General features: G+C 48.7%; 33 protein-coding genes. 21 read left to right on the plus strand and 12 right to left on the minus strand.

The window, feature by feature from the left end:
* On the minus strand, positions 1 to 195 hold the full coding sequence (locus H6F86_RS20805) for a ribbon-helix-helix protein, CopG family (RefSeq protein WP_199305392.1): 195 nt from the start codon (positions 193 to 195) through the stop codon (positions 1 to 3).
* Between the two features lie 212 nt (positions 196 to 407).
* Between H6F86_RS20805 and H6F86_RS20810 the strand changes: the two genes are divergently transcribed.
* The 13 genes from H6F86_RS20810 to H6F86_RS20870 all read left to right on the plus strand — a co-directional run bounded on the left by H6F86_RS20810 (position 408) and on the right by H6F86_RS20870 (position 6398).
* The gene (locus tag H6F86_RS20810) at positions 408 to 1229 is read left to right on the plus strand and encodes a hypothetical protein (RefSeq protein WP_190450649.1); all 822 of its coding nucleotides are present in this window, start codon (positions 408 to 410) and stop codon (positions 1227 to 1229) included.
* Positions 1230 to 1304: 75 nt separating this feature from the next.
* A complete protein-coding gene (locus H6F86_RS20815) occupies positions 1305 to 2180 on the plus strand; it encodes a GIY-YIG nuclease family protein (protein ID WP_190450651.1) in 876 nt (291 codons plus the stop codon).
* Between the two features lie 18 nt (positions 2181 to 2198).
* Positions 2199 to 2402 (plus strand): hypothetical protein, encoded by a 204-nt coding sequence (locus tag H6F86_RS20820; RefSeq protein WP_190450653.1) that lies wholly within the window; start codon positions 2199 to 2201, stop codon positions 2400 to 2402.
* Positions 2402 to 2806, plus strand: a complete 405-nt coding sequence (locus tag H6F86_RS20825; RefSeq protein WP_190450655.1) for a hypothetical protein — start codon at positions 2402 to 2404, stop codon at positions 2804 to 2806. The genes H6F86_RS20820 and H6F86_RS20825 overlap by 1 nt, the downstream gene beginning before the upstream one ends.
* Entirely contained in the window at positions 2806 to 3042 is a 237-nt protein-coding gene (locus tag H6F86_RS20830) for a hypothetical protein (protein WP_190450657.1), read from the plus strand. Before H6F86_RS20825 ends, H6F86_RS20830 begins: the two co-directional genes overlap by 1 nt.
* On the plus strand, positions 3039 to 3296 hold the full coding sequence (locus tag H6F86_RS20835) for a hypothetical protein (RefSeq protein WP_190450660.1): 258 nt from the start codon (positions 3039 to 3041) through the stop codon (positions 3294 to 3296). Before H6F86_RS20830 ends, H6F86_RS20835 begins: the two co-directional genes overlap by 4 nt.
* A 61-nt stretch (positions 3297 to 3357) precedes the next feature.
* Positions 3358 to 3720 (plus strand): hypothetical protein, encoded by a 363-nt coding sequence (locus H6F86_RS20840; protein ID WP_190450662.1) that lies wholly within the window; start codon positions 3358 to 3360, stop codon positions 3718 to 3720.
* Positions 3720 to 4394 (plus strand): 3'-5' exoribonuclease, encoded by a 675-nt coding sequence (locus H6F86_RS20845; RefSeq protein ID WP_190450672.1) that lies wholly within the window; start codon positions 3720 to 3722, stop codon positions 4392 to 4394. Before H6F86_RS20840 ends, H6F86_RS20845 begins: the two co-directional genes overlap by 1 nt.
* Complete coding sequence (locus tag H6F86_RS20850; RefSeq protein ID WP_190450673.1) at positions 4369 to 4668, plus strand: hypothetical protein; 300 nt, start codon at positions 4369 to 4371, stop codon at positions 4666 to 4668. Before H6F86_RS20845 ends, H6F86_RS20850 begins: the two co-directional genes overlap by 26 nt.
* The gene (locus H6F86_RS20855) at positions 4665 to 4925 is read left to right on the plus strand and encodes a hypothetical protein (protein WP_190450676.1); all 261 of its coding nucleotides are present in this window, start codon (positions 4665 to 4667) and stop codon (positions 4923 to 4925) included. The genes H6F86_RS20850 and H6F86_RS20855 overlap by 4 nt, the downstream gene beginning before the upstream one ends.
* A 17-nt stretch (positions 4926 to 4942) precedes the next feature.
* A complete protein-coding gene (locus tag H6F86_RS31665; protein WP_199305393.1) occupies positions 4943 to 5434 on the plus strand; it encodes a hypothetical protein in 492 nt (163 codons plus the stop codon).
* Positions 5435 to 5451: 17 nt separating this feature from the next.
* Positions 5452 to 6123 (plus strand): glycoside hydrolase family 19 protein, encoded by a 672-nt coding sequence (locus H6F86_RS20865; protein WP_190450678.1) that lies wholly within the window; start codon positions 5452 to 5454, stop codon positions 6121 to 6123.
* The gene (locus tag H6F86_RS20870) at positions 6123 to 6398 is read left to right on the plus strand and encodes a hypothetical protein (protein WP_190450679.1); all 276 of its coding nucleotides are present in this window, start codon (positions 6123 to 6125) and stop codon (positions 6396 to 6398) included. The genes H6F86_RS20865 and H6F86_RS20870 overlap by 1 nt, the downstream gene beginning before the upstream one ends.
* Positions 6399 to 6471: 73 nt before the next feature.
* On the opposite strand, the gene H6F86_RS33215 is transcribed toward H6F86_RS20870, so the two are convergent.
* The gene (locus H6F86_RS33215; RefSeq protein WP_347240798.1) at positions 6472 to 6738 is read right to left on the minus strand and encodes a ribbon-helix-helix protein, CopG family; all 267 of its coding nucleotides are present in this window, start codon (positions 6736 to 6738) and stop codon (positions 6472 to 6474) included.
* On the opposite strand from H6F86_RS33215, the gene H6F86_RS20880 reads away from it, so the two are divergent.
* The 3 genes from H6F86_RS20880 (at position 6655) to H6F86_RS20890 (ending at position 9286) form a co-directional block, all read left to right on the plus strand.
* Positions 6655 to 7821 (plus strand): RNA-guided endonuclease TnpB family protein, encoded by a 1167-nt coding sequence (locus tag H6F86_RS20880; protein WP_190450683.1) that lies wholly within the window; start codon positions 6655 to 6657, stop codon positions 7819 to 7821. The genes H6F86_RS33215 and H6F86_RS20880 overlap by 84 nt on opposite strands.
* 157 nt (positions 7822 to 7978) lie before the next feature.
* Positions 7979 to 8503: a hypothetical protein gene (locus H6F86_RS20885; protein WP_190450685.1), complete on the plus strand. Its 525-nt coding sequence runs from the start codon at positions 7979 to 7981 to the stop codon at positions 8501 to 8503.
* 6 nt (positions 8504 to 8509) lie between these two features.
* Entirely contained in the window at positions 8510 to 9286 is a 777-nt protein-coding gene (locus tag H6F86_RS20890; protein ID WP_190450687.1) for an EAL domain-containing protein, read from the plus strand.
* A gap of 386 nt (positions 9287 to 9672) precedes the next feature.
* On the opposite strand, the gene H6F86_RS31940 is transcribed toward H6F86_RS20890, so the two are convergent.
* Entirely contained in the window at positions 9673 to 9888 is a 216-nt protein-coding gene (locus tag H6F86_RS31940) for a hypothetical protein (RefSeq protein ID WP_206756066.1), read from the minus strand.
* Between the two features lie 38 nt (positions 9889 to 9926).
* Between H6F86_RS31940 and H6F86_RS20895 the strand changes: the two genes are divergently transcribed.
* From H6F86_RS20895 to H6F86_RS20910, 4 genes are all read left to right on the plus strand, one after another.
* Positions 9927 to 10475, plus strand: coding sequence for an AP2 domain-containing protein (locus H6F86_RS20895; RefSeq protein ID WP_190450689.1), 549 nt, complete (start codon positions 9927 to 9929; stop codon positions 10473 to 10475).
* Positions 10438 to 10938, plus strand: a complete 501-nt coding sequence (locus H6F86_RS20900) for a type II secretion system protein (RefSeq protein ID WP_277881692.1) — start codon at positions 10438 to 10440, stop codon at positions 10936 to 10938. Before H6F86_RS20895 ends, H6F86_RS20900 begins: the two co-directional genes overlap by 38 nt.
* A gap of 10 nt (positions 10939 to 10948) precedes the next feature.
* The gene (locus H6F86_RS20905; protein ID WP_190450694.1) at positions 10949 to 11155 is read left to right on the plus strand and encodes a hypothetical protein; all 207 of its coding nucleotides are present in this window, start codon (positions 10949 to 10951) and stop codon (positions 11153 to 11155) included.
* Between the two features lie 90 nt (positions 11156 to 11245).
* Entirely contained in the window at positions 11246 to 11527 is a 282-nt protein-coding gene (locus H6F86_RS20910; protein ID WP_190450696.1) for a hypothetical protein, read from the plus strand.
* A 34-nt stretch (positions 11528 to 11561) separates the two neighbouring features.
* On the opposite strand, the gene H6F86_RS20915 is transcribed toward H6F86_RS20910, so the two are convergent.
* The 3 genes from H6F86_RS20915 to H6F86_RS20925 all read right to left on the minus strand — a co-directional run bounded on the left by H6F86_RS20915 (position 11562) and on the right by H6F86_RS20925 (position 12693).
* On the minus strand, positions 11562 to 12050 hold the full coding sequence (locus tag H6F86_RS20915) for a hypothetical protein (protein WP_190450699.1): 489 nt from the start codon (positions 12048 to 12050) through the stop codon (positions 11562 to 11564).
* On the minus strand, positions 12047 to 12310 hold the full coding sequence (locus H6F86_RS20920) for a hypothetical protein (protein ID WP_190450701.1): 264 nt from the start codon (positions 12308 to 12310) through the stop codon (positions 12047 to 12049). Before H6F86_RS20920 ends, H6F86_RS20915 begins: the two co-directional genes overlap by 4 nt.
* Before the next feature lie 131 nt (positions 12311 to 12441).
* Positions 12442 to 12693, minus strand: coding sequence for a hypothetical protein (locus H6F86_RS20925; RefSeq protein WP_190450703.1), 252 nt, complete (start codon positions 12691 to 12693; stop codon positions 12442 to 12444).
* Positions 12694 to 12731: 38 nt separating this feature from the next.
* Here H6F86_RS20925 and H6F86_RS20930 point away from each other — a divergent pair, with 38 nt between their 5' ends.
* Positions 12732 to 12896 (plus strand): hypothetical protein, encoded by a 165-nt coding sequence (locus H6F86_RS20930; protein ID WP_190450705.1) that lies wholly within the window; start codon positions 12732 to 12734, stop codon positions 12894 to 12896.
* Between the two features lie 23 nt (positions 12897 to 12919).
* Here the strand turns inward: H6F86_RS20930 and H6F86_RS20935 are convergent, their stop codons facing one another.
* From H6F86_RS20935 to H6F86_RS20960, 6 genes are read right to left on the minus strand one after another with little or no spacing between them, the layout of a single operon-like run.
* Positions 12920 to 13366 carry a general secretion pathway protein GspF gene (locus H6F86_RS20935; RefSeq protein WP_190450708.1) on the minus strand — a complete coding sequence of 149 codons (447 nt, stop codon included), beginning with the start codon at positions 13364 to 13366 and terminating at the stop codon, positions 12920 to 12922.
* Positions 13363 to 13605 (minus strand): hypothetical protein, encoded by a 243-nt coding sequence (locus tag H6F86_RS20940; RefSeq protein WP_190450709.1) that lies wholly within the window; start codon positions 13603 to 13605, stop codon positions 13363 to 13365. Before H6F86_RS20940 ends, H6F86_RS20935 begins: the two co-directional genes overlap by 4 nt.
* Before the next feature lie 45 nt (positions 13606 to 13650).
* Positions 13651 to 15351 (minus strand): hypothetical protein, encoded by a 1701-nt coding sequence (locus H6F86_RS20945; RefSeq protein ID WP_190450711.1) that lies wholly within the window; start codon positions 15349 to 15351, stop codon positions 13651 to 13653.
* A gap of 4 nt (positions 15352 to 15355) precedes the next feature.
* Positions 15356 to 16135 carry a hypothetical protein gene (locus tag H6F86_RS20950; protein WP_190450713.1) on the minus strand — a complete coding sequence of 260 codons (780 nt, stop codon included), beginning with the start codon at positions 16133 to 16135 and terminating at the stop codon, positions 15356 to 15358.
* Complete coding sequence (locus tag H6F86_RS20955) at positions 16132 to 16698, minus strand: hypothetical protein (RefSeq protein ID WP_190450715.1); 567 nt, start codon at positions 16696 to 16698, stop codon at positions 16132 to 16134. Before H6F86_RS20955 ends, H6F86_RS20950 begins: the two co-directional genes overlap by 4 nt.
* A 16-nt stretch (positions 16699 to 16714) precedes the next feature.
* Entirely contained in the window at positions 16715 to 17245 is a 531-nt protein-coding gene (locus tag H6F86_RS20960) for a hypothetical protein (protein ID WP_190450717.1), read from the minus strand.
* Between the last annotated feature and the right edge of the window lie 101 nt (positions 17246 to 17346).

The following is a 17346-nucleotide window of genomic DNA, read 5'->3' on the forward strand; positions in this document are numbered from 1 at the left end:
TCAAGTTTTTGCATTTCGGTTACGCTTTGCTTTCTTAGTTTGATATTCCTCGATTTTCTCAGCTAGGAAGACCTCTACAAGGTTACTAACCGAGCGCTTTTGCTCTTTAGCTATCTCATCCAAGCTTTCCTTCATGCCATCGCCTACATAAATAGTGAGGCGCTTCTTATCAGTTGTCACAATCATTTGAACCATAGGGGTACCCCAGAAAACCTACATTACTAAGGTACCACGTTGGTACACTCACCATGTTATCACAATGCATAAAAGTACCCACACTAAGCCTCACTTTTGTTAAAGTGTAGAAGTACGGTCGCTTTAATGCTTTGTACTCAGATTTACCTGTCAGACTCCATGCCTCCTTAGCCGATGGTGGCTTATGCTCCGATTCCAGGGGTTATGCCGCTATGCAGCTATGGTTTGCCGTTCGTGCTGTTGACACGCTCGGAAGAGGCTGTGCGGAGTTTGACTTGCGGCAGATGGCAGCAAGCTTAGGTCGAGGCGTTTCTACCGTTCAGCGGTATCTGCGTGACGGTCTGAAGTTGCGGTTATTTCGCTCAGTAAACGGTCTGGGTGCTGGTCAGTACAGGGTGTACTATGCCGGACTGCATAATGTCTGCCGTCGAATGCAGATCAGCAACTTTGGCGCTGTGGTCGAAGTAACGGTTGGAGACTTGCGGCACATGCGATTTATCGCCGCTGAAGCACAAGCCCAGCACTTACAGAAATGCAGTCGCTTTAAGGCGCAACAGAAACATAAACGTGGACTTGCCAAACCAGGCGCTTTACTTAGCCCGTCGCACTATTCCGTTGGCGTAAGAGGTAAAGTTCTTCATCATGGTCGCAGTGCCACCTATGTTTCTGAAGACTTCATTCCGTTCGGCACCAAGCAGTCAACGATCGCTAAGTCGTTAGGCAGGAGCGATCGCACAATCAGGCGCAGGCTTTCCAATGATGCTGATGCTAAACATGGGCGGATTCAGAAAGGCTTGCCGAAGGTCGTTAAACGTCAGTTAATTCAAGCTGTGCAAGATGCAGTGAGCGATCGTGTGTTTGTGCAGGCTGGCGGAATGTTTGAAGACAGTAGAGTGTTCTTTTCTAAAGGTCGTTACTGGAAGCGTTTGACTAATATCTATGCTTCTCCCTATAGGACTCTCTGCATGAAAGCTTCTAGACACTTCCTGAATAAGAAGGTCGCTAAAGATTTGGAACAACCACAAATGATATGAGGAATATAAGAAGGACAATGGTGATATCTACCAAAAGCATACTTAAAAAGTTGAATAGGGGAGAGAGGTAGAGGCATGGCTTTAGATCCAAGAACGATCGACCTTGCTAAGATTCCTGGTTACGCTTTTGATCAACTGCATCTACTGCCTGAGATGCCAGGACTATATTTAGTAGTGGCAGAGCAATCCGTTCTGTATGTTGGCAAAGCTAAGAACATTCGGCAGCGCTGGGTAAGAGGGCACCACAAAGGCTTGAACTTAGGGCGCTACTATGACGTTGCCCGTATTGTCTCAGTCGGTTGTCATGAGAATGAATTGAGCGCATCAGAGCAACTATTCATCGCTTGGTTTAACTGCCCACTAAACGAAACCATTAGTCAAAGCACTCGCGCCAAGCTTCGATATAGTCTTACTCACAAAAGCTTGCCTGAGACTGCCGATCGTAGCGCCACTAAATTAGACAGGCTGATTGACTTGCTTTCAGGCTTCCACATTGAAGGCAACGCACCTTACGAGATTAAGGAAGCTTTGCAGATTGCTTTAGAGTTGCGGGATGGAGCGATCGCTAAAACTAACCCAGTCGCAGAGGCTCAAAAGCAAAGCCGCTTTTCTCTAAGCAAATATGAGCCGTTGATGGTAAGCGAAAAAGCAAACTATCTGCAACCTGATCGGGTAGATTGCAAGGCTGTCTTTACTACGTCTGCGGTTGCGTTTATAGACAGAGAGAGGGATTTTGATCTGTTCTGGGAAGCGGTGAAAAAGAAGACCAACAAACAAAATGCTAGATCTGCATTCAAAAAGGTTAAAGATGTAGACGTGCAAACGCTTATTACTATCTTGAATAAGCAGCAGGACTGGCACATGAAGCGCAACGGCAACCTAGCCTTTCTGGCTCAGCCGGCAAATTGGTTGCATGGGCGACGGTGGGAAGATGAATATGAATACCTTTAACAGCGAATTAGGAGTTAAATGGCACTAGAGTACACACCGGAAGAGTTAACAGCGATCGCGCTTCTCCACGATTCAATGTGTCAGAAGCCAGAGATGACCGCACGGCAGCAGTACATCTTGGAACTGGTGAAGGAGCAATTGCGGGTGAAGACTTGCACGATGGATGAGGCGACTAAGAGAGCGATCGCGTCTGCTGATCTTGTATTTGGGAAGGAGAACTGATGGAAATATCACCAGTGTTGGCGCAGATTGCCCGTCAGAGCAGCGTTGTTTACTTTTGCCTATCGTCAGCAGAATCAGGAGAGATCACATGGGATGAGGCGTTCAATCGTGCTGCTGAAGGATTGGCGCAGCAATATCGAGGTTTGAAGGCAGGGCTGCTTGAAAAGGGTTATGACGTGGATGCTGAAAGAGCCAAAGCTTCACCAGTCTATAAGGCTATCGGACCGTTTGACCCTGACACGATCGTCAACAGCGACTTAAGCCATGAACAAAAGATATGTGCTCTTTGCTATGCCGTTGCAAACACACAAGACCTGTTTACCTTTTGGCTTTCGATCAAATCACCTGCAATAGACGTTTCAGGGATGAAAGCGATCGAGTCACGGTATCGAGAGGAATGTTGATGACCACAGCAGGCGACGATCGCAAAGTCTTTGAAAACATCAACCTCACCATTTATGAGTCAAGCGGTCGCGTCTATGTTCGTATTGAGCAAGATGTAAAGAACGGCAGCGCCATCAGTGGTGAGGGTAAGTGCTTGGTGGAGGCGTTGAGAGCATTGGCGGATGCGATCGTCTGGGCTCATACGAATGCACCCATCTGGAAGCATCCTAAAGTTATTGGAGAGAGGCAAGAATGAAAAAGCACCAGACGGTTAGAACGCATTTATCGGCTTACGAGGTAGGGAATGCCGTTAGGGAGAAGTATCCTACTATTTCAGCCACCGTTATTGCAGCAGTCAAAGAACAACACAACATCTGGGGAGTTAAAGCCGGTGCAGATGTCCTTTACCCGATCGCGCAGGTAGAGAAATTGTTGGAGGCGATCGCGCAAATTGAACTGATTGAGCGTAACGGCTTTCTAGTTTTGCCTGATAGCTTCCATCGAATGTGAATTTTACGCCCAAAGCCTTGTACACAGGGCAAAATATAGGTGTCGATCGCGGTACTAATTAATGCCTGAAGTGCCTAAGACAGAAATTGAACTGCTAAACGAGAAAGTTGATGCACTCAGCAGGACCGTAGACACATTCACAGAAAGAGTTTTTGCCACAGTTGGCATATCTCACCATTCTGAAGCGCAGTCCAGTGAGGCGATCAAGGCACTGCCTGAAATGATAATGGCGATCAAGCAGCTGCAAACTCAGTTACTCATTGGTACAACACCAGTCGATCTGGCGAAGACGTTGCAGAACGTTGTAGAAGCGTCGATCGAGCCTGAAGATTTAGAACTGCAACGGCAACTCTTACAGGCGCTCCAGGTACATAGACAGGTTGAACAAGGTGGTACGGGCAACAGCTACACGGGTGAGTTGTAATGCGCTATTGGATCGACGCGGAATTTATAGAACGAGGGCACAGACACCCGATCGACCTCATCAGCATCGCGGTGGTAGCCGAAGACGATCGTGAATACTACGCCATCAGCACAGAATTCAACCCTAACCACGCGAGTCAATGGGTGAAAGACAATGTACTAGACAAACTGCCACCACGCCACCCTATAAACCCCATGAGCGGTGGCGTATCACCACGGCTTTGGGGCGAGTCTAAAGCGTGGAAAAGCCGCGAAGTAATTTCTATTGAGGTGATGGCTTTTCTGAAAGACTTGCCGATCGTTGACTTGCACCATTTTGAGCGATCGCGGCTTGCTAAACTTTCAGCGCGGATCTTTGGCACCGATGGTCTAGCCAAGCATCCAAGCCCTAAGATTCAAGACATTTTTAACGATCCAAGCTTTGGTGAAGAGCCTGAGCTTTGGGCTTACTACGGCAGCTACGATCATGTTTCGCATTGCCAGTTGTACGGCACCATGATGGACTTGCCAAAGGGATTGCCGATGTACATCAACGACATCATGCAGGAATGGCGACGACTAGGGAAACCCGAATTACCACAGCAAGCAAGCACTGCCCACAATGCGCTTGATGACGCTCGTTACTGCAAACAGTTATGGGAATTTCTTGATGCCTACTCAAAACGTGATGACTGAAGAAACGCCACCCGATCGCACTTCCCGCGAACCACGCCAAGTCACGCAGTACGAACAAGCTGAAAACCGAGAACAGACGCAAGCACGGTTTCGGCAAGTGTCGATGGAACGCTTTGATGGTCTGCGTTATGACGTGAACAATTTAGCTATAGCCTCTCAACAGCGGCAGAGTAGGATGGACGATCGCCTGCGGAGCATCAGCGGGTGGCAAATTGTGATCTTGGCGTTGCAGGTTGTCAGTTTGGGCGTGATGCTGTTTTGGAGGCAAGGATGAGCGACGAACCATTACAACCTGTGGCGGCACCAGTAGAGGCACCAGTAGCCGTTAAGCGTGAAGCAGGCAAACTAGGCTCATATCTCTTCGCGTTGATTGTGTCGCTGTTCCTGGGCTATCAGTGCCTTGTAGCAGACAAGAATAATCGGGAGGTGCCACCGCTCACCTTCCTCTCCTGCTTTACCCTGATTGGCACAGCGCTAGGCGTGACTATTGATGCAGGCGCGATCGGGCAGTTTTTTGTACCCCGCAAGTAACCATTGATGGCACCTGTATGACCTTGTATCCCAAAATGGAAGACGGTGAAGGCATTGAGATGAAACCTGGAGAGGTTCTCAGGCTTGCCTGCTGTGATTGCGGTTTAGTTCATCGAATAGGCTTTGCTATTGAGGAGAATAACAGCATTGGATTGGCTTTTGTCCGTGACAATCGCGCTACTGCACAGCTAAGGCGACACGGCTCAGGCTACCTTCAGCAAGAGATGATTAAAGGTTGGCAGATGATTAGAGAGACTAACAGCGCTGCACCATTGCGAGAAAAACTGGCAGACTTGCAGCATGAGATTTGGTCACACTGGATGCGGTGGCTATTCCAGTGTTGCACCAAGAATGCCGATGGCTCAGTTACTATACCTGCTGCTAAGGTCGAACGGTGGATGAGGCAGATGGAGACACCATACAGTCAGCTATCAGATGCAGAACAAGAGAGCGATCGCATCGAAGCCGATAAAGTTCTCAAAGTGTTGGGTGAGACGCAGCAGCAGTAAATTCTAAGCAGGCACCAATGACAATCCAACTCACTGACGTTGCTCAACACTATCGATCGCTCCCTCAACAGCAGGAAGCGCTGAAGTACCTGCAAGAGCAAACCAGTGCCGAAGTGCTGACAAAGTTCGCTGAGTTATGGCGAAAAGCGCCGCCAGTACCACCCGAACTCGTGACGTTAGACGATCTACTGAAGATCACTTTGGTCGCCCCTAAAGAGCGCTTGCAGAAGTTTGTGCTGCCACTCAATCAACACCTTGAGAAGTACAAGGTCGATACGCCGCTAAGGATCTGCCACTTCCTGGCTCAAGTCCTCCATGAGAGTGGAGAGTTTCAATACCAGGAAGAGATTGCCTCTGGCGCTGACTACGAATGGCGCGATGATTTGGGCAATACTAAACCGGGTGATGGTTGCCGCTTCAAAGGGCGTGGACTCATTCAGGTAACAGGCAGAAGCAACTACAGCGATTTATCGAAGGCTGTGGGGATTGATTACTTGAACGATCCTGATAGGCTTGCCTGTATCCCCGACTGCCTCACATCAGCCTTCTGGTATTGGAACAGTCGTAACCTCTCAGCGCTGGCAGATAAGGATGACTTTGACACCATTACGCTCAGGATTAATGGTGGCTATAACGGTTACGACGATCGGCTTAAGTATTTACTGAAAGCCAAAGAGGTGTTGATGTGATGCCTCTGACACTTGAAGAACAGTTTGAAGCTGCAAAATTGGAAAAAAGCGCTGAGTTGTACGGGTGGCAAATGATTCGAGAAGATCTTGAATCGCCAACCTATACAATGAACGACTTGTTTTTAACTGGCTTGCCGCTCTATTTAGGCAGAATGCAATGGACGGGGCATGAATGTGGATGGGCGCTCTATGCTCATGTGCCTCAATTCAGAGAAGTAGAAAAGTTCTTAACCGCTTTCGGGTGCAAGTTTTTCTGGGATATGCCGCCTACCTGATTGTGCAGCCAATGGGGTGATATTGAATACTTTCATCACCGAATCAATACGCAATGCATACAATGAAAGCGCATTAATCTATAGGGTTTAGCACCCCTGAAACGGATAGTTTTCTCAACAATTCACGGATAACATCACTTTGGGTTCTACCTGTCAGTTTGCAGTATGCCTGCAAATGCTCAATTTCGCGGTCTGGTAGCCTAATACTGATTTGTGTCATGGTAGCAATATTGTAGCAATATGGTATAATCGTATCATGAGAACGACGTACCAGTACCGATTGCGCCCAACAGCCCCGCAGCAAGCCGTTATGGATCAATGGCTGGAAAAATTGCGGCATCAGTACAATTGGCTGCTGTCAGAACGGTTTCAATGGTGGGAAGAGCATCGCTGTCCTGTCAATGCTTGCCCTCTCGTCTGTCATTTACCACAGCTCAAAAATCAGCCTGATTGCTATAGCCAGCAGCGCTCTTTAGTACCAATGAAGCAAGCACGTCCTTGGTACAAAGAGGTTTATGCTCAGGTGCTCCAGGATATGGTGAAGCGGGTTAAGCTGGCGTTTGACCGCTATTTGAAGGGAGACAGCAACGGCACTCGCAGCGGAAGACCTCGGTTCAAAGGTAAAGGACGTTATCGGTCGTTCACCTACCCACAAGCTTCGCTTAAATGGGTAAACGGTAAAGCAGTCAACCTGCCCAAAATTGGCAAGGTCAAACTGATTCTGCATCGCCCATTGCCGGATGGCTTCAAGCTGAAGACCGCAACCATCATTTATAAAGCTGGTGCCTGGTATGTCAGTTTATCGCTTGAAGATAAATTAGTACCATCACTCATGTTCGATTCCCCAACCCCAGAGAATACGGTAGGAATTGACGTTGGGCTAAAGTCTTTTTTGGTGACAAGCGATGGTGAAGAGGTTATCATTCCTCAGTTTTACCGCAAAGCTGAAAAACGTCTGAAGCGTTTGCAGCGGCAGCTATCCAAGAAAAAGAAAGCCTCTAATCGCTGCAAAAAAGCAGTGAAGCGAGTTGCTAAGGTGCATCGCAAGATTACTAATCAGCGCAAAGACTTTCACTACAAGACAGCTAAAAAACTGTTGAGTCAAGGAAAGAGTATTGGGCATGAAAGCTTGAATATCAAGGGTTTGACAAAAACCCGTATGGCAAAATCTATCAACGATGCTGGATGGGGTCAATTCCTGCAAATCCTTTCAATCAAGGCTGAAAGAGCCGGATTGCTTACAATTGCAGTGAATCCAAACGGTACAAGTCAAGACTGCTCAAGTTGTGGGGTTAAAGTTCTCAAAACGCTGCAAGACCGTTGGCATAACTGCTCCGAGTGCGGGTGCTCTTTAGATCGTGATCACAACGCAGCAATTAATGTTCAAAAAAGAGCGGTGGGTCATCCCGTTCAAGCTCTCTGAGGCGATCGGAAGACCGAGCCTGTGAAGAGAGAAGCCCACACTTTATGTTAATCATAAAGCTGGGAGAATGTCACAATGAGAGCATCAGGGCTATTTCGGCACCATAAGCATCTGCGTTGCGTCTAGATTAATTGCACACGATGCCTGAATATCTCCAGTGCTTAGAGGCTTATTCGGTGGAAAGAAAGAAGAATATAGCGGGTCTAGTGCGTTCGGGACAGTTCTTTTTACGCCCTGGGCAGCCGAATATCGCGGCGAGATCCCTGCCACCACAGGTGTTACCCACAACCTCTTTGCCGCTGCCATCACACCAGAAGCGGCAAAAGCCTTGCTGGGAGAGGGATTTAGACCTATTAACGGAGCAATCCCGACTCACACGATCAAGTGCACTACGGCATTGGCTCGTGACTCGTATCAGCCTAGGGCGTTGTTCGATTTATTCATTGACCTATCGGCTTTCCCAGCTAGCTGGGGGCTTTGGATCGCTGTTCAAACGTGCAAAAGATTGAAGCGTCGTTTATTCACTTGCACTGAGAAAGCGCTTTTGATTCGTTGCAAGACTGAGAATGAATTTCCGTTCTGTTGTGATGACCAAACGCTTGATATTGCTTGGCTAGATGATGGCAACCGCTGTTTGGGGTTGGCGATCGCTGAGTATAAAAAGATGACTAACACTGAATAGGACGGCATGAAACTCCGCGATCGCACACTCCGCCACCGCATTGAAAGCGCTCTAGACCAGGGGCGTATCATCTTTCACTGCCAACCGATTAAGTTGCTTGCAGGCGGCACTGACGCTGACCCCCCGTTAATGTTTGAGTTGTTGGCTCGACTGCATGAACCGGACGATCGCGGCTTCTTGCAAATCGTGCCTGCCATGCAATGGATCGATGGACTGGTCGAGCATCCTGACTTGTTGAAGCGGATTGATCGGGCAAGTATCTTGCACGCGATCGCGCATCAGGATAACGCTGTTCATGCGGTGAACCTATCGGCAGAAACGCTGAACGACTACGGGCTGCTAGGTTTCATCGCTGACCATATGGCAGACAAGAGCGTGGATCGAGAGCGCATCCATTTCGAAGTCACAGAATCATCCGCATTGCAGCCACCATCGCTGTTAGTGTTTGACCAGATGCGCGGCTTTGGTTTTCACTGGATTGGCTTGGATGACTTTGGGCAGAAGCAAAACGGCTTCAGTGCGCTTGATATAGTCAAACCAAAGTTCCTGAAGATTGATGGGGCTTACTGTAAAACACTATTGGCTTCTGAGGTGAGCGTGGCGATCGTCATGGGCACTCTGGTCATTGCTCAAAGACTCAAGATCGTTTGCATTGCGGAGATGATTGAGAATCAGGCGATCGAGCAACGGCTCAGGGAGATCCATCAGGAGGTAGCACCATACGCCACGCTGTACGGGCAGGGGCATGAATATGGGCGACCTGTGCCGTGTAGCCATCAATAGAATTTTCAGGTAACTAGTAATGGCTAATTTTCTCTTTGCAAATGCCTATGTTACACCTCAACCCAATATCAAGAGAGCCGCAGTTGGGGCAGTGCCCTCTATCACCAGCATTGATTAAGTTCAAATTCCACCAAGAAGAAAAGCTGCTATTTATGTTTTCTCTCCCTATCTCTCGATAGGTGCCATCCATTAATTGAACTTCCAGAACAACTTGGGCGGTCTGATTGTTTTCCCCGCCTTCTCGTCTGATACCAACAGCTTTAATATCCACGTTTTACCTTTAGTTTGTTGTCAACCGTTAACGTCAATCCTGTGCTTTGAATTACTTGTAAGGTCTGACCACCTACATTAATTTCAGTGCCGGGAGCAATACTTATAAAACAGTGTCATTCCTTGCGTAAAAAATCCAGAAGGATCACTGCATACCCTGTGCCATAGCCAAGATCAATTGCAAGTCCTTGAGAAATCGGGGTGTTAAGCTTGACGACAAAGCGATCAGTTAACGCAAGGGAAGCAGGCGATCGTTGATGCACGTGACTTTGAATGGTTAAGTCAGTGGAAGTGGTACTACAAGTCAGGTGGTTATAATGGTTACGCTTCAAGAGCAGACTCGTCGGCAGGTGCGCCAGTTCACGTATCAATGCATCGAGAGATCTTTAAGTGGCACTCCTCTGAAGTCGACATTTCGGAACTGGAAATAGATCATCGAAATAGAATCAAACTTGATAACAGATTTGAAAACCTGCGGCTTGCAACTCAGCAACAAAACAGGGTAAATAGAGGACCTAGCATCCTGAACAAAAGTGGCTACAAAGGAGTTGATTACGATCCCAAGGCTCAAGCTTGGAGAGCGCAAATCACGGTAAACGGTAAAAAAACGGGGCTTGGTGGCTACGCTACGCCAGAAGAAGCCGCTCAGGTTTATAACGACGCTGCTTTTCAGGCTTTCGGAGAATTTGCTTATTTGAACTACTTACCTGAACGTGTCATACCTGTGAGGTTTATTAGAGATTCTAATGCTCCTAGAAGAAGTTTCAAAGGAAGATGCCTTTGTAAAAGAAGTGGGAAATGGCGGGCATACGGGAAGGCGGATGGAAAAATAGTTTTCTTAGGTCGATTTGATACCGAGGCGGAGGCTATTGAAAAACACATTGCTTTCCAAAACTCTTTGCTACAAAAACAAAATTAAGTCAGATGACGGCTTAACCTTGATAGAACTCCTGGTTGCGATCGGAGTTCTATCAATTCTCGCAGCATTGGCGTTGCCTGCCTATCTAAATCAAATTCGTAAGGCTCAACGGGTCCAGGCGTTAACTGATATTGAAGCAATGAAGCCTGAAATTATTGGGTATCGACAGAAGAACGGGCGGTTCCCTCCTGATGTGCAGCCCAATGTCAAACCCGATGAAGTGCCAAGCTTCAAGCTGCCGCCAGATTCGGCATGGGGCAAGTCGATCGATTACAACAGCCATTGTCTATCAACACCAGACGGGAAGATTGCGAGAGTTGTACGGATCAACTCCTTCGGACCAGATGGCATACGGCAACATAACCATGACTACTACGACATCAAAGATCGAAACAATGGCGATGATGTGGTTGTAACGATCGCCGTGGTTTTACCAGAGGAGAGTGAGCAGTGTCCACCATAAAAAAGAAGTCATGCCTGAGTTAACGCCTGAGGAGTTGCATGAATTGAGTTTCATCCTGAGCCAAATGACTAGGGATGAAATACGGCAGATCTATTTGTCGGTGAATATGCCCGCATCTAAAACTGATGCCGCGATCGCTGCCGCCTTCTCGGTCAGAGACAAAATAGTGAAAGTGTTCAAAGAGACGCTAGGCAAAAGTGAGCAGTGCCTACCGTAGCTTACAGGCTAAAATTGAAGGGCATCAAGCATTCCATCTAAGGGTCAGCATCTACACGATCGAGTTGGAGAGTACACGCCACCCAAAACGATGGCACACAAGTTTTTCCCAGGGCAACCAGTACGCCCAATTAATACTTACGGACTGCCACCAGGCTCAGGTTGGTACACTGACGATTGGCGCTTTCGCGTCTCGTTCGACTCTGAAGCTCCTGGTGGTTTTGCTATTCGTCCATCACGCAGCTTTAGCCAGAAGCTTGTTGTTCACTTGCAGGTCTGCCAGTACGAAGATTATGGCAATGGTGATTTGAAAGTGCAAAAGCAGTTTCAATGCTGGCAGTGGGTGGAAGATTTTAAGAATGTAGATCGGTAGACATGAAAAAGCCGACCTGTGCGATCGGCTGAGTCTAACGATATTTTGTAGCGGGTCGATGACTGCGGCAGTAGCCTGTTAAACTGCGAGTCGTTTTATCACAGCCCGGTTGCTTGCAGATGGCAGGAGAGCGATCGCGCCACTTGTGCGGGTCAACAGGGTCAGTCCATTCTAAAAACTCGACCATGCATGGCAACACTGAACCATCCAACGCTTTTGAATAATGCTCCCCTTGTAGCATTAGGTTTGACATCACAGGAGCACTGCTATCGACCCATGAGATAGTGATGTGTGGATGCAAGTTGTTACAAGGTAGCCAGCTTTGCAGCACGACTGACACTGTTTGTACTTCATCATTCCAGCATTCTTCTAAAATGCCGACACTGGCAGATAGCCCAATAATATTTTCGTAGTCTTTACGTTCAACACCATACGCTAAAGTGACGTGTTGACGTTGAGTATTAGGGTAAATGGCTGACACCGCGATCGGCGTGATGGGCACCAGCCAGAGAATGCCTGTCATAGATTGAATAACTCTGTCAGTTCTGCGGCAACCTTGTAACTTCCAGCAGTAGCCAACCGAAGCCGATAAAAGTCTCTTCCATCTCGCGTCATTCCTTGCCAAGGGGTAACAGTAATAACGTGATGAGTCACACCGTTATCTTTAGCAGTACGACTGCGATCGCCTCTGATTAAACGCTTAAACGCTGTATAAGGTGAGCCTAATTTTTGCAAGACCGGACTGTCGTAAAACTCAGCAATCTCGGCAAGAGTGGCATACATAGACTCTTTTGATGGGCACGTAATTGTTCCAGGTATGTCAACGGATAAAGCAGACTCTACTAAATGATGACCTTTGAAAGGGGCTTCCATTTGCTTTGCAAGCAGTAAAAGTGTTTTGCTTGCCTCCATACTTATAAGATTACTCCCGTTTTACTCCCGATGTCAAGCAAGTGGGTGTGAGATTTTTTTTGTAGTACTCGCGTATCAGCAATTCCACTGCCCTCTAAACTCCCGTAGTCTCTATCTGATGGATGCCCTACCTCCCAAGGCATAGTGGGGCTATCAGTTGAGGGCGCGGCAGTGGGTAAAGCATTTTTGGCATTGGCATTAGTAGGGGTGATAGTACTTGAGGCAGAGCGATCGAGCATACCAGGAAGGCGCACGGGGGGTGGGACCAGGGTGCACGCGGTAGAGGTGCAACATGGTTACTAGCATGGACTACATCGCCCTAGACCCGATCGGCGTGTACTGGCTAGGCATCAACGGGATAGTGGCGGTGGATGATGATGCCGTGCCCTATCCGAGTGCTGGCGAGGTGGCGCTGATACTGGAAAAGCCGATCGGCGTGAGTGGCGCGATCGGCTAGGTGGGTTGGGTTGTGGTTTGTCTTCATCTAAGAACAAGAACAACAATCAGCATCCCTGCTGCCATGCCTAACTCTCCAGCACCCAGATAGCCAGCAAGCGCGAAGAGAAAGACCATTACTGCATACTTGGCAGGCACAGGTAAGCGACAGTAAGAATGGAAAAGCGACTGTGATCGATTGGGGTAATAGTCTTGCTCGCTAGGGCGTTTATAGCCAGACAAGATGCCGTGAACAATATGCTTGTGTGCGAATGGGCTGAGACAAAGCACATCCCACCAATATTTCTCATTGCCTAAATTGGCGTATGAAACGTGATGGCAACGATAGTGAGCACCCTTGCCGACCTTGCACCACGGAAAAGCACTGCACTGATAGTTGGCTGCTGCTAGGAAACCAGGATGCTTCGATCGCCACTCCTCCGAATTAATGTACTGATGGTAGTCAATCTTCCCCCTGCTCAAAGCACTCATACTCTTGCCTCTTGCCGGATTTTCATGCTGCCAACAACCGTGAAGCCTTCAACCCCTAGCCATTCAACGATCGTGTCTTCCTGCACCATATTCAAACCACCTGTGCAGTCCAATTCATGAAGCGGGAAGATGTCGGCGTGGCTAGCAATGCGCCAAAGGCAGTTGACCTTCCCTTGTGGAGAGGCTTTTTGATATTTGACAAGCTGTCCGTTAATGTAGTTGCGATCGTATGTCTGCATGATTTAAGCCTCAATATGATTAGAACTGATTAACTGAAAAACCTTTCACACCTTTGCTTCAACCTTTGCCGTCTGCTTCATCCCTAGCAGCACATCGCTAGCCCCTGCATCACGCAAATAGAAATGATCGGGCTGGCTTTGGGCATAAGCTTTCAAGACCAGAATGGGATCAAACTGGGCGCAGTAGGGGCGCAACTCAGCCGCAGTGATAAAGCCTCGACCCTTCAAAGCAGCAAAAACAATTTTGTCGATCGCTGCCTTTAAGTCTTGCGCTTTGCTGCCTGACTGCTTTGCCTCTGATGGTTTTGCAGTTTGCAGTTCGTGCCGTGTCTGCGGTAGCCAGCGCCCATCAAAGAACACAATGCGATCGCTCATGGTAGACGGAGGAAAGTACAAAGCTGGAAAGTTCAGCTTTGCAGCTTGATAAAGCCCTTCATCCCAAGTGGTAGAGTGCCCTCTTGACTTCACTGCTGACATCGGAGCGATCGCGCAGCAGACTGGCTTTAGCTTCTTGATGGCTCGACCAATATCACCCATGTCACCGATCGCGCCTTGTGGAGTGCCAACCCACACGAACCAACCACGTTTTGCGCCACCGCTACAGACAACCCGCAAAATATCAGTGATCTCTTTTTGCAAGGCGTATTGCACCGTATGCTCTCCAGACCGAGCCAATACAGCAGCTTGAAAAGCAATCTCATCCAGAATCAATAAACCTGGATTCTCTGAGTTGGCAGCATTCTTGAAGTCTTGGATCGCTTTCAGTTGCTTGGCTAGTGCTAACTCGCGATCGCGATCATCCATTGGTGCCAGGTCGAAAAACAATTGATTGACGCAGTGCTGCCAATAAATGGGATCTTCGTTCGCTTTTGCCAGCCCTGACAACACTGTGACGTGCTTATACTTGCCTTGCTCTAGACCACGTTGAGAAGTAATCGCCATCAGTCGCGACTTGCCAACACCTTGACCGCCTAGAAAGACCAAGCTATTGCCTTGATCAATAATAAAGTCGGTAATGTCGGGCGCTTGGGTGGCAGGCTTTGTTGGTGCTGGCTCGGTCAAAGCTTGAGGTGCAACAGGTTGAGGCTGTACGCCGCCAACTGTGGGATCTGCTTGAGAGTCAACCGCAATCGCGTTTAACCGTGTCTCCACGCCAACATTTTGAGAGGCTGTAACTCCAAGCTTTTGCCGTGCCATGCTGACATAGGTTTTCTGCATCTCGTTGAGCAAGTGCCCGTCAGCGATCGCTGCTTCAAAGGCTTCAAGTACAGCTTTTATGCCGTGCCTGCGCGTCTGGTCAATGAGTTCACCCTGAGACAGCGCTAACACGTCATGCGGGCAATCAGCCTCAAGTGCTGCCAGTAATTGCCGCTGCTTGCGAGGGAGATTGATATGCTGCCGTTCTGCCCATTGCAATTCAGCACGGACACGATCGCTGCCTACTTCCTGCAAGTACTGGTCTAACTGTTGGGGCTTAAGAGCCGCACTGAGGGCGTTACCGTTAATTGCTTCTGCTCTATCCTCTTCCTTGCTATCAACTCTGGTGTAGATAAAAAAGCCAACCCCTAGAGCAGCGATCGCGCCAATGGGGTTAGCGGTGAGCAGCCAAACAGCACCAGCAAAGCCAAACGCTGCCAAGGCTGTTTGCCCTGAAGCCTCACTTTCATCTTTTAGTTGCAGCTTTTCACTGACTCGTACAGGCGCTAGTCTTGACGCACCCTGTAGCACGATCGCTTTATCTTCCATTGCCTTACCCTTGAGCTTTTCTGGCTTGACCTAAATAGAACCGCAGCAACCAACCTGTGAGCACAGTGGTCACAAAAATCATGATCACGTTGCCCCAGTCCACTAGAGAAAGGTTTGCTGTCAGCATCACCACTGGCAACATCTGCATCGCAACAGGTGGATAGACACAAAGAGACACTAGACCGTCAATCACCATCGCCACATTGTTTTGCTGCTTGAGGGTCTGACGTTCGCTACGAGTGGCTACCCGCAAATCTTCATCCTTTGGTTCATCCCTTACCAACTCATCCTGCATCGATGCCAGGATGGCTCTCGCGTTGTGCTGAAACAAAATCCAGCGGAATTGTACGAGGGTAATAAAAGCACCCGCGATCGACCCTAAGCACGCTACGAACACCTGATCGGCTGGTGTGCGAGAAACAACACAGACCATTGCAGCCACGAACGCTAACAGCACAGGCAGATGTTTTGCTTTCTTAGAGCGAGTGCTTTTTTTGCTGGCACCAACAATGCCACGTGCGAAGAAGTAAACGGAGGCGCTGACACCGGCAACGGCGATCGGGAACACAATGCGGCTTGAATCAGTAAGCAGAGTGCTTAACCCAGGCACCTTGCCAACGATCCAACTAGCTGCCATGTAGTAAGGGATGAAGTTGAGGAAGATCACCACTACCAAAGCTAGCAAGAGGATTACTGCCAGGGCAGCAGCAGCGCTATGCTCAAAATCCTTTTGCTGTTCCTGCGGTGATCGTCCTGAAGATTGACCTTGATTTGTTGTTGTCATGACTTGCCCCATTTAGCTTTGAACTTTGCAAATGCAGCACCTTTGCTGCTGTAAACCTTGTCTGCGATCGGGCGCATAATCGCTGTCCCAGTTACATGGTCAAGCCGTCCAGTGGGGTGCCCAATGACCACGCCTGTTGAACCATCCAGACCGCACACAGTAGAGCCTGCACTGACCAAGCGGCGATCGATGTTATAAACAGGCTCACCAGAGATTACTGCTGCTGCCACGACACAATTAGGGTTACTAAAACGGTCTTCAGCAATCTGGTTTTTCTGAGCCGCCAAACCGTTAAGCGCCGCATCTAACTGAAACTGTGCCGATATGGGGCGCACTGTCTCAGCAAGTCTTGCCTGGTCAGCGCTATTCCTTAACTGTGCCGGTAACGAAGCAAAGACTGATGCAGCTAACACTCCAACACCAGCAAGCACCATCCAGTGGTCAGCAAAAAAATCTGCCGCTGCTTGCTTAGGCATCGGCTGAATGCGCTCACGCCTGCTAAAAGCAACCGGCGCTGATTGTATCTGCATTGCCTGCGTAAACTCCCGTTCAAAGTCGTCCATCGATCGCACCTCCTATCTAAAGTTCGCTTTCTGCTAATGCTTGAATTTGCCGCTGCCCTTGCTGCTCTGACTCTTGCAACCACGCTTCTAAGCTAGTCGTGTCAATTTCACGTTCCGGTAGCAGTGCCAATTGTTCACGTGCACCGCCCAGAAAGTCAAAGTCAAGTTGAGCAGCAGGCGCTTCGCCGCTCAACAGTTCACCTGTCCGCAGCATGACCTTCTGCATAAACGCTTGAGGGTCTGATGCTGCTGCCAACCGTTGCGCCAATTCATCTGCTAGCTGGTCTTGCTGCTGTTCCGCAGTCTTGACCACCCCTACTAAGTCAACCAGTGCCTCAGACATGCGCACGTTCACACGTTGCGCTGCCTTTGCCGCGATCGGTGCCATTTGCTCACGCTCTGCTGACACTCTTGACTTAACAACTGGTGCTGGTTTACCCGTTGCCAACTGGGCACGATCGGGGGCAGGTTTGGCAACACTGCCTGGTCGTGCTGGCGGCATTGGGGCTAGCTCGCTGTTTCCGCTTTCGCTCAAATCTCGAATCATGATGTACACCTACCAAATGTTTGAGGATAGCTTAACACATTGGTTTGCAATTGGACACCAATAGGTGTACAAATAGATAGTTCATCGCTCCAATTGCAAAC

The organism is Phormidium sp. FACHB-592, from assembly GCF_014695795.1.
Taxonomy (GTDB): domain Bacteria; phylum Cyanobacteriota; class Cyanobacteriia; order Leptolyngbyales; family Leptolyngbyaceae; genus Stenomitos.

Coding starts and splice junctions, on each gene's coding strand:
- H6F86_RS20805 (WP_199305392.1), bottom strand. CDS start 195: ATGGTTCAAATGATTGTGACAACTGATAAGAAGCGCCTCACTATTTAT.
- H6F86_RS20810 (WP_190450649.1), top strand. CDS start 408: ATGCAGCTATGGTTTGCCGTTCGTGCTGTTGACACGCTCGGAAGAGGC.
- H6F86_RS20815 (WP_190450651.1), top strand. CDS start 1,305: ATGGCTTTAGATCCAAGAACGATCGACCTTGCTAAGATTCCTGGTTAC.
- H6F86_RS20820 (WP_190450653.1), top strand. CDS start 2,199: ATGGCACTAGAGTACACACCGGAAGAGTTAACAGCGATCGCGCTTCTC.
- H6F86_RS20825 (WP_190450655.1), top strand. CDS start 2,402: ATGGAAATATCACCAGTGTTGGCGCAGATTGCCCGTCAGAGCAGCGTT.
- H6F86_RS20830 (WP_190450657.1), top strand. CDS start 2,806: ATGACCACAGCAGGCGACGATCGCAAAGTCTTTGAAAACATCAACCTC.
- H6F86_RS20835 (WP_190450660.1), top strand. CDS start 3,039: ATGAAAAAGCACCAGACGGTTAGAACGCATTTATCGGCTTACGAGGTA.
- H6F86_RS20840 (WP_190450662.1), top strand. CDS start 3,358: ATGCCTGAAGTGCCTAAGACAGAAATTGAACTGCTAAACGAGAAAGTT.
- H6F86_RS20845 (WP_190450672.1), top strand. CDS start 3,720: ATGCGCTATTGGATCGACGCGGAATTTATAGAACGAGGGCACAGACAC.
- H6F86_RS20850 (WP_190450673.1), top strand. CDS start 4,369: ATGCCTACTCAAAACGTGATGACTGAAGAAACGCCACCCGATCGCACT.
- H6F86_RS20855 (WP_190450676.1), top strand. CDS start 4,665: ATGAGCGACGAACCATTACAACCTGTGGCGGCACCAGTAGAGGCACCA.
- H6F86_RS31665 (WP_199305393.1), top strand. CDS start 4,943: ATGACCTTGTATCCCAAAATGGAAGACGGTGAAGGCATTGAGATGAAA.
- H6F86_RS20865 (WP_190450678.1), top strand. CDS start 5,452: ATGACAATCCAACTCACTGACGTTGCTCAACACTATCGATCGCTCCCT.
- H6F86_RS20870 (WP_190450679.1), top strand. CDS start 6,123: ATGCCTCTGACACTTGAAGAACAGTTTGAAGCTGCAAAATTGGAAAAA.
- H6F86_RS20880 (WP_190450683.1), top strand. CDS start 6,655: ATGAGAACGACGTACCAGTACCGATTGCGCCCAACAGCCCCGCAGCAA.
- H6F86_RS33215 (WP_347240798.1), bottom strand. CDS start 6,738: ATGCCGCAATTTTTCCAGCCATTGATCCATAACGGCTTGCTGCGGGGC.
- H6F86_RS20890 (WP_190450687.1), top strand. CDS start 8,510: ATGAAACTCCGCGATCGCACACTCCGCCACCGCATTGAAAGCGCTCTA.
- H6F86_RS20895 (WP_190450689.1), top strand. CDS start 9,927: ATGCATCGAGAGATCTTTAAGTGGCACTCCTCTGAAGTCGACATTTCG.
- H6F86_RS20905 (WP_190450694.1), top strand. CDS start 10,949: ATGCCTGAGTTAACGCCTGAGGAGTTGCATGAATTGAGTTTCATCCTG.
- H6F86_RS20910 (WP_190450696.1), top strand. CDS start 11,246: ATGGCACACAAGTTTTTCCCAGGGCAACCAGTACGCCCAATTAATACT.
- H6F86_RS20915 (WP_190450699.1), bottom strand. CDS start 12,050: ATGACAGGCATTCTCTGGCTGGTGCCCATCACGCCGATCGCGGTGTCA.
- H6F86_RS20920 (WP_190450701.1), bottom strand. CDS start 12,310: ATGTATGCCACTCTTGCCGAGATTGCTGAGTTTTACGACAGTCCGGTC.
- H6F86_RS20930 (WP_190450705.1), top strand. CDS start 12,732: ATGGTTACTAGCATGGACTACATCGCCCTAGACCCGATCGGCGTGTAC.
- H6F86_RS20935 (WP_190450708.1), bottom strand. CDS start 13,366: ATGAGTGCTTTGAGCAGGGGGAAGATTGACTACCATCAGTACATTAAT.
- H6F86_RS20940 (WP_190450709.1), bottom strand. CDS start 13,605: ATGCAGACATACGATCGCAACTACATTAACGGACAGCTTGTCAAATAT.
- H6F86_RS20945 (WP_190450711.1), bottom strand. CDS start 15,351: ATGGAAGATAAAGCGATCGTGCTACAGGGTGCGTCAAGACTAGCGCCT.
- H6F86_RS20950 (WP_190450713.1), bottom strand. CDS start 16,135: ATGACAACAACAAATCAAGGTCAATCTTCAGGACGATCACCGCAGGAA.
- H6F86_RS20955 (WP_190450715.1), bottom strand. CDS start 16,698: ATGGACGACTTTGAACGGGAGTTTACGCAGGCAATGCAGATACAATCA.
- H6F86_RS20960 (WP_190450717.1), bottom strand. CDS start 17,245: ATGATTCGAGATTTGAGCGAAAGCGGAAACAGCGAGCTAGCCCCAATG.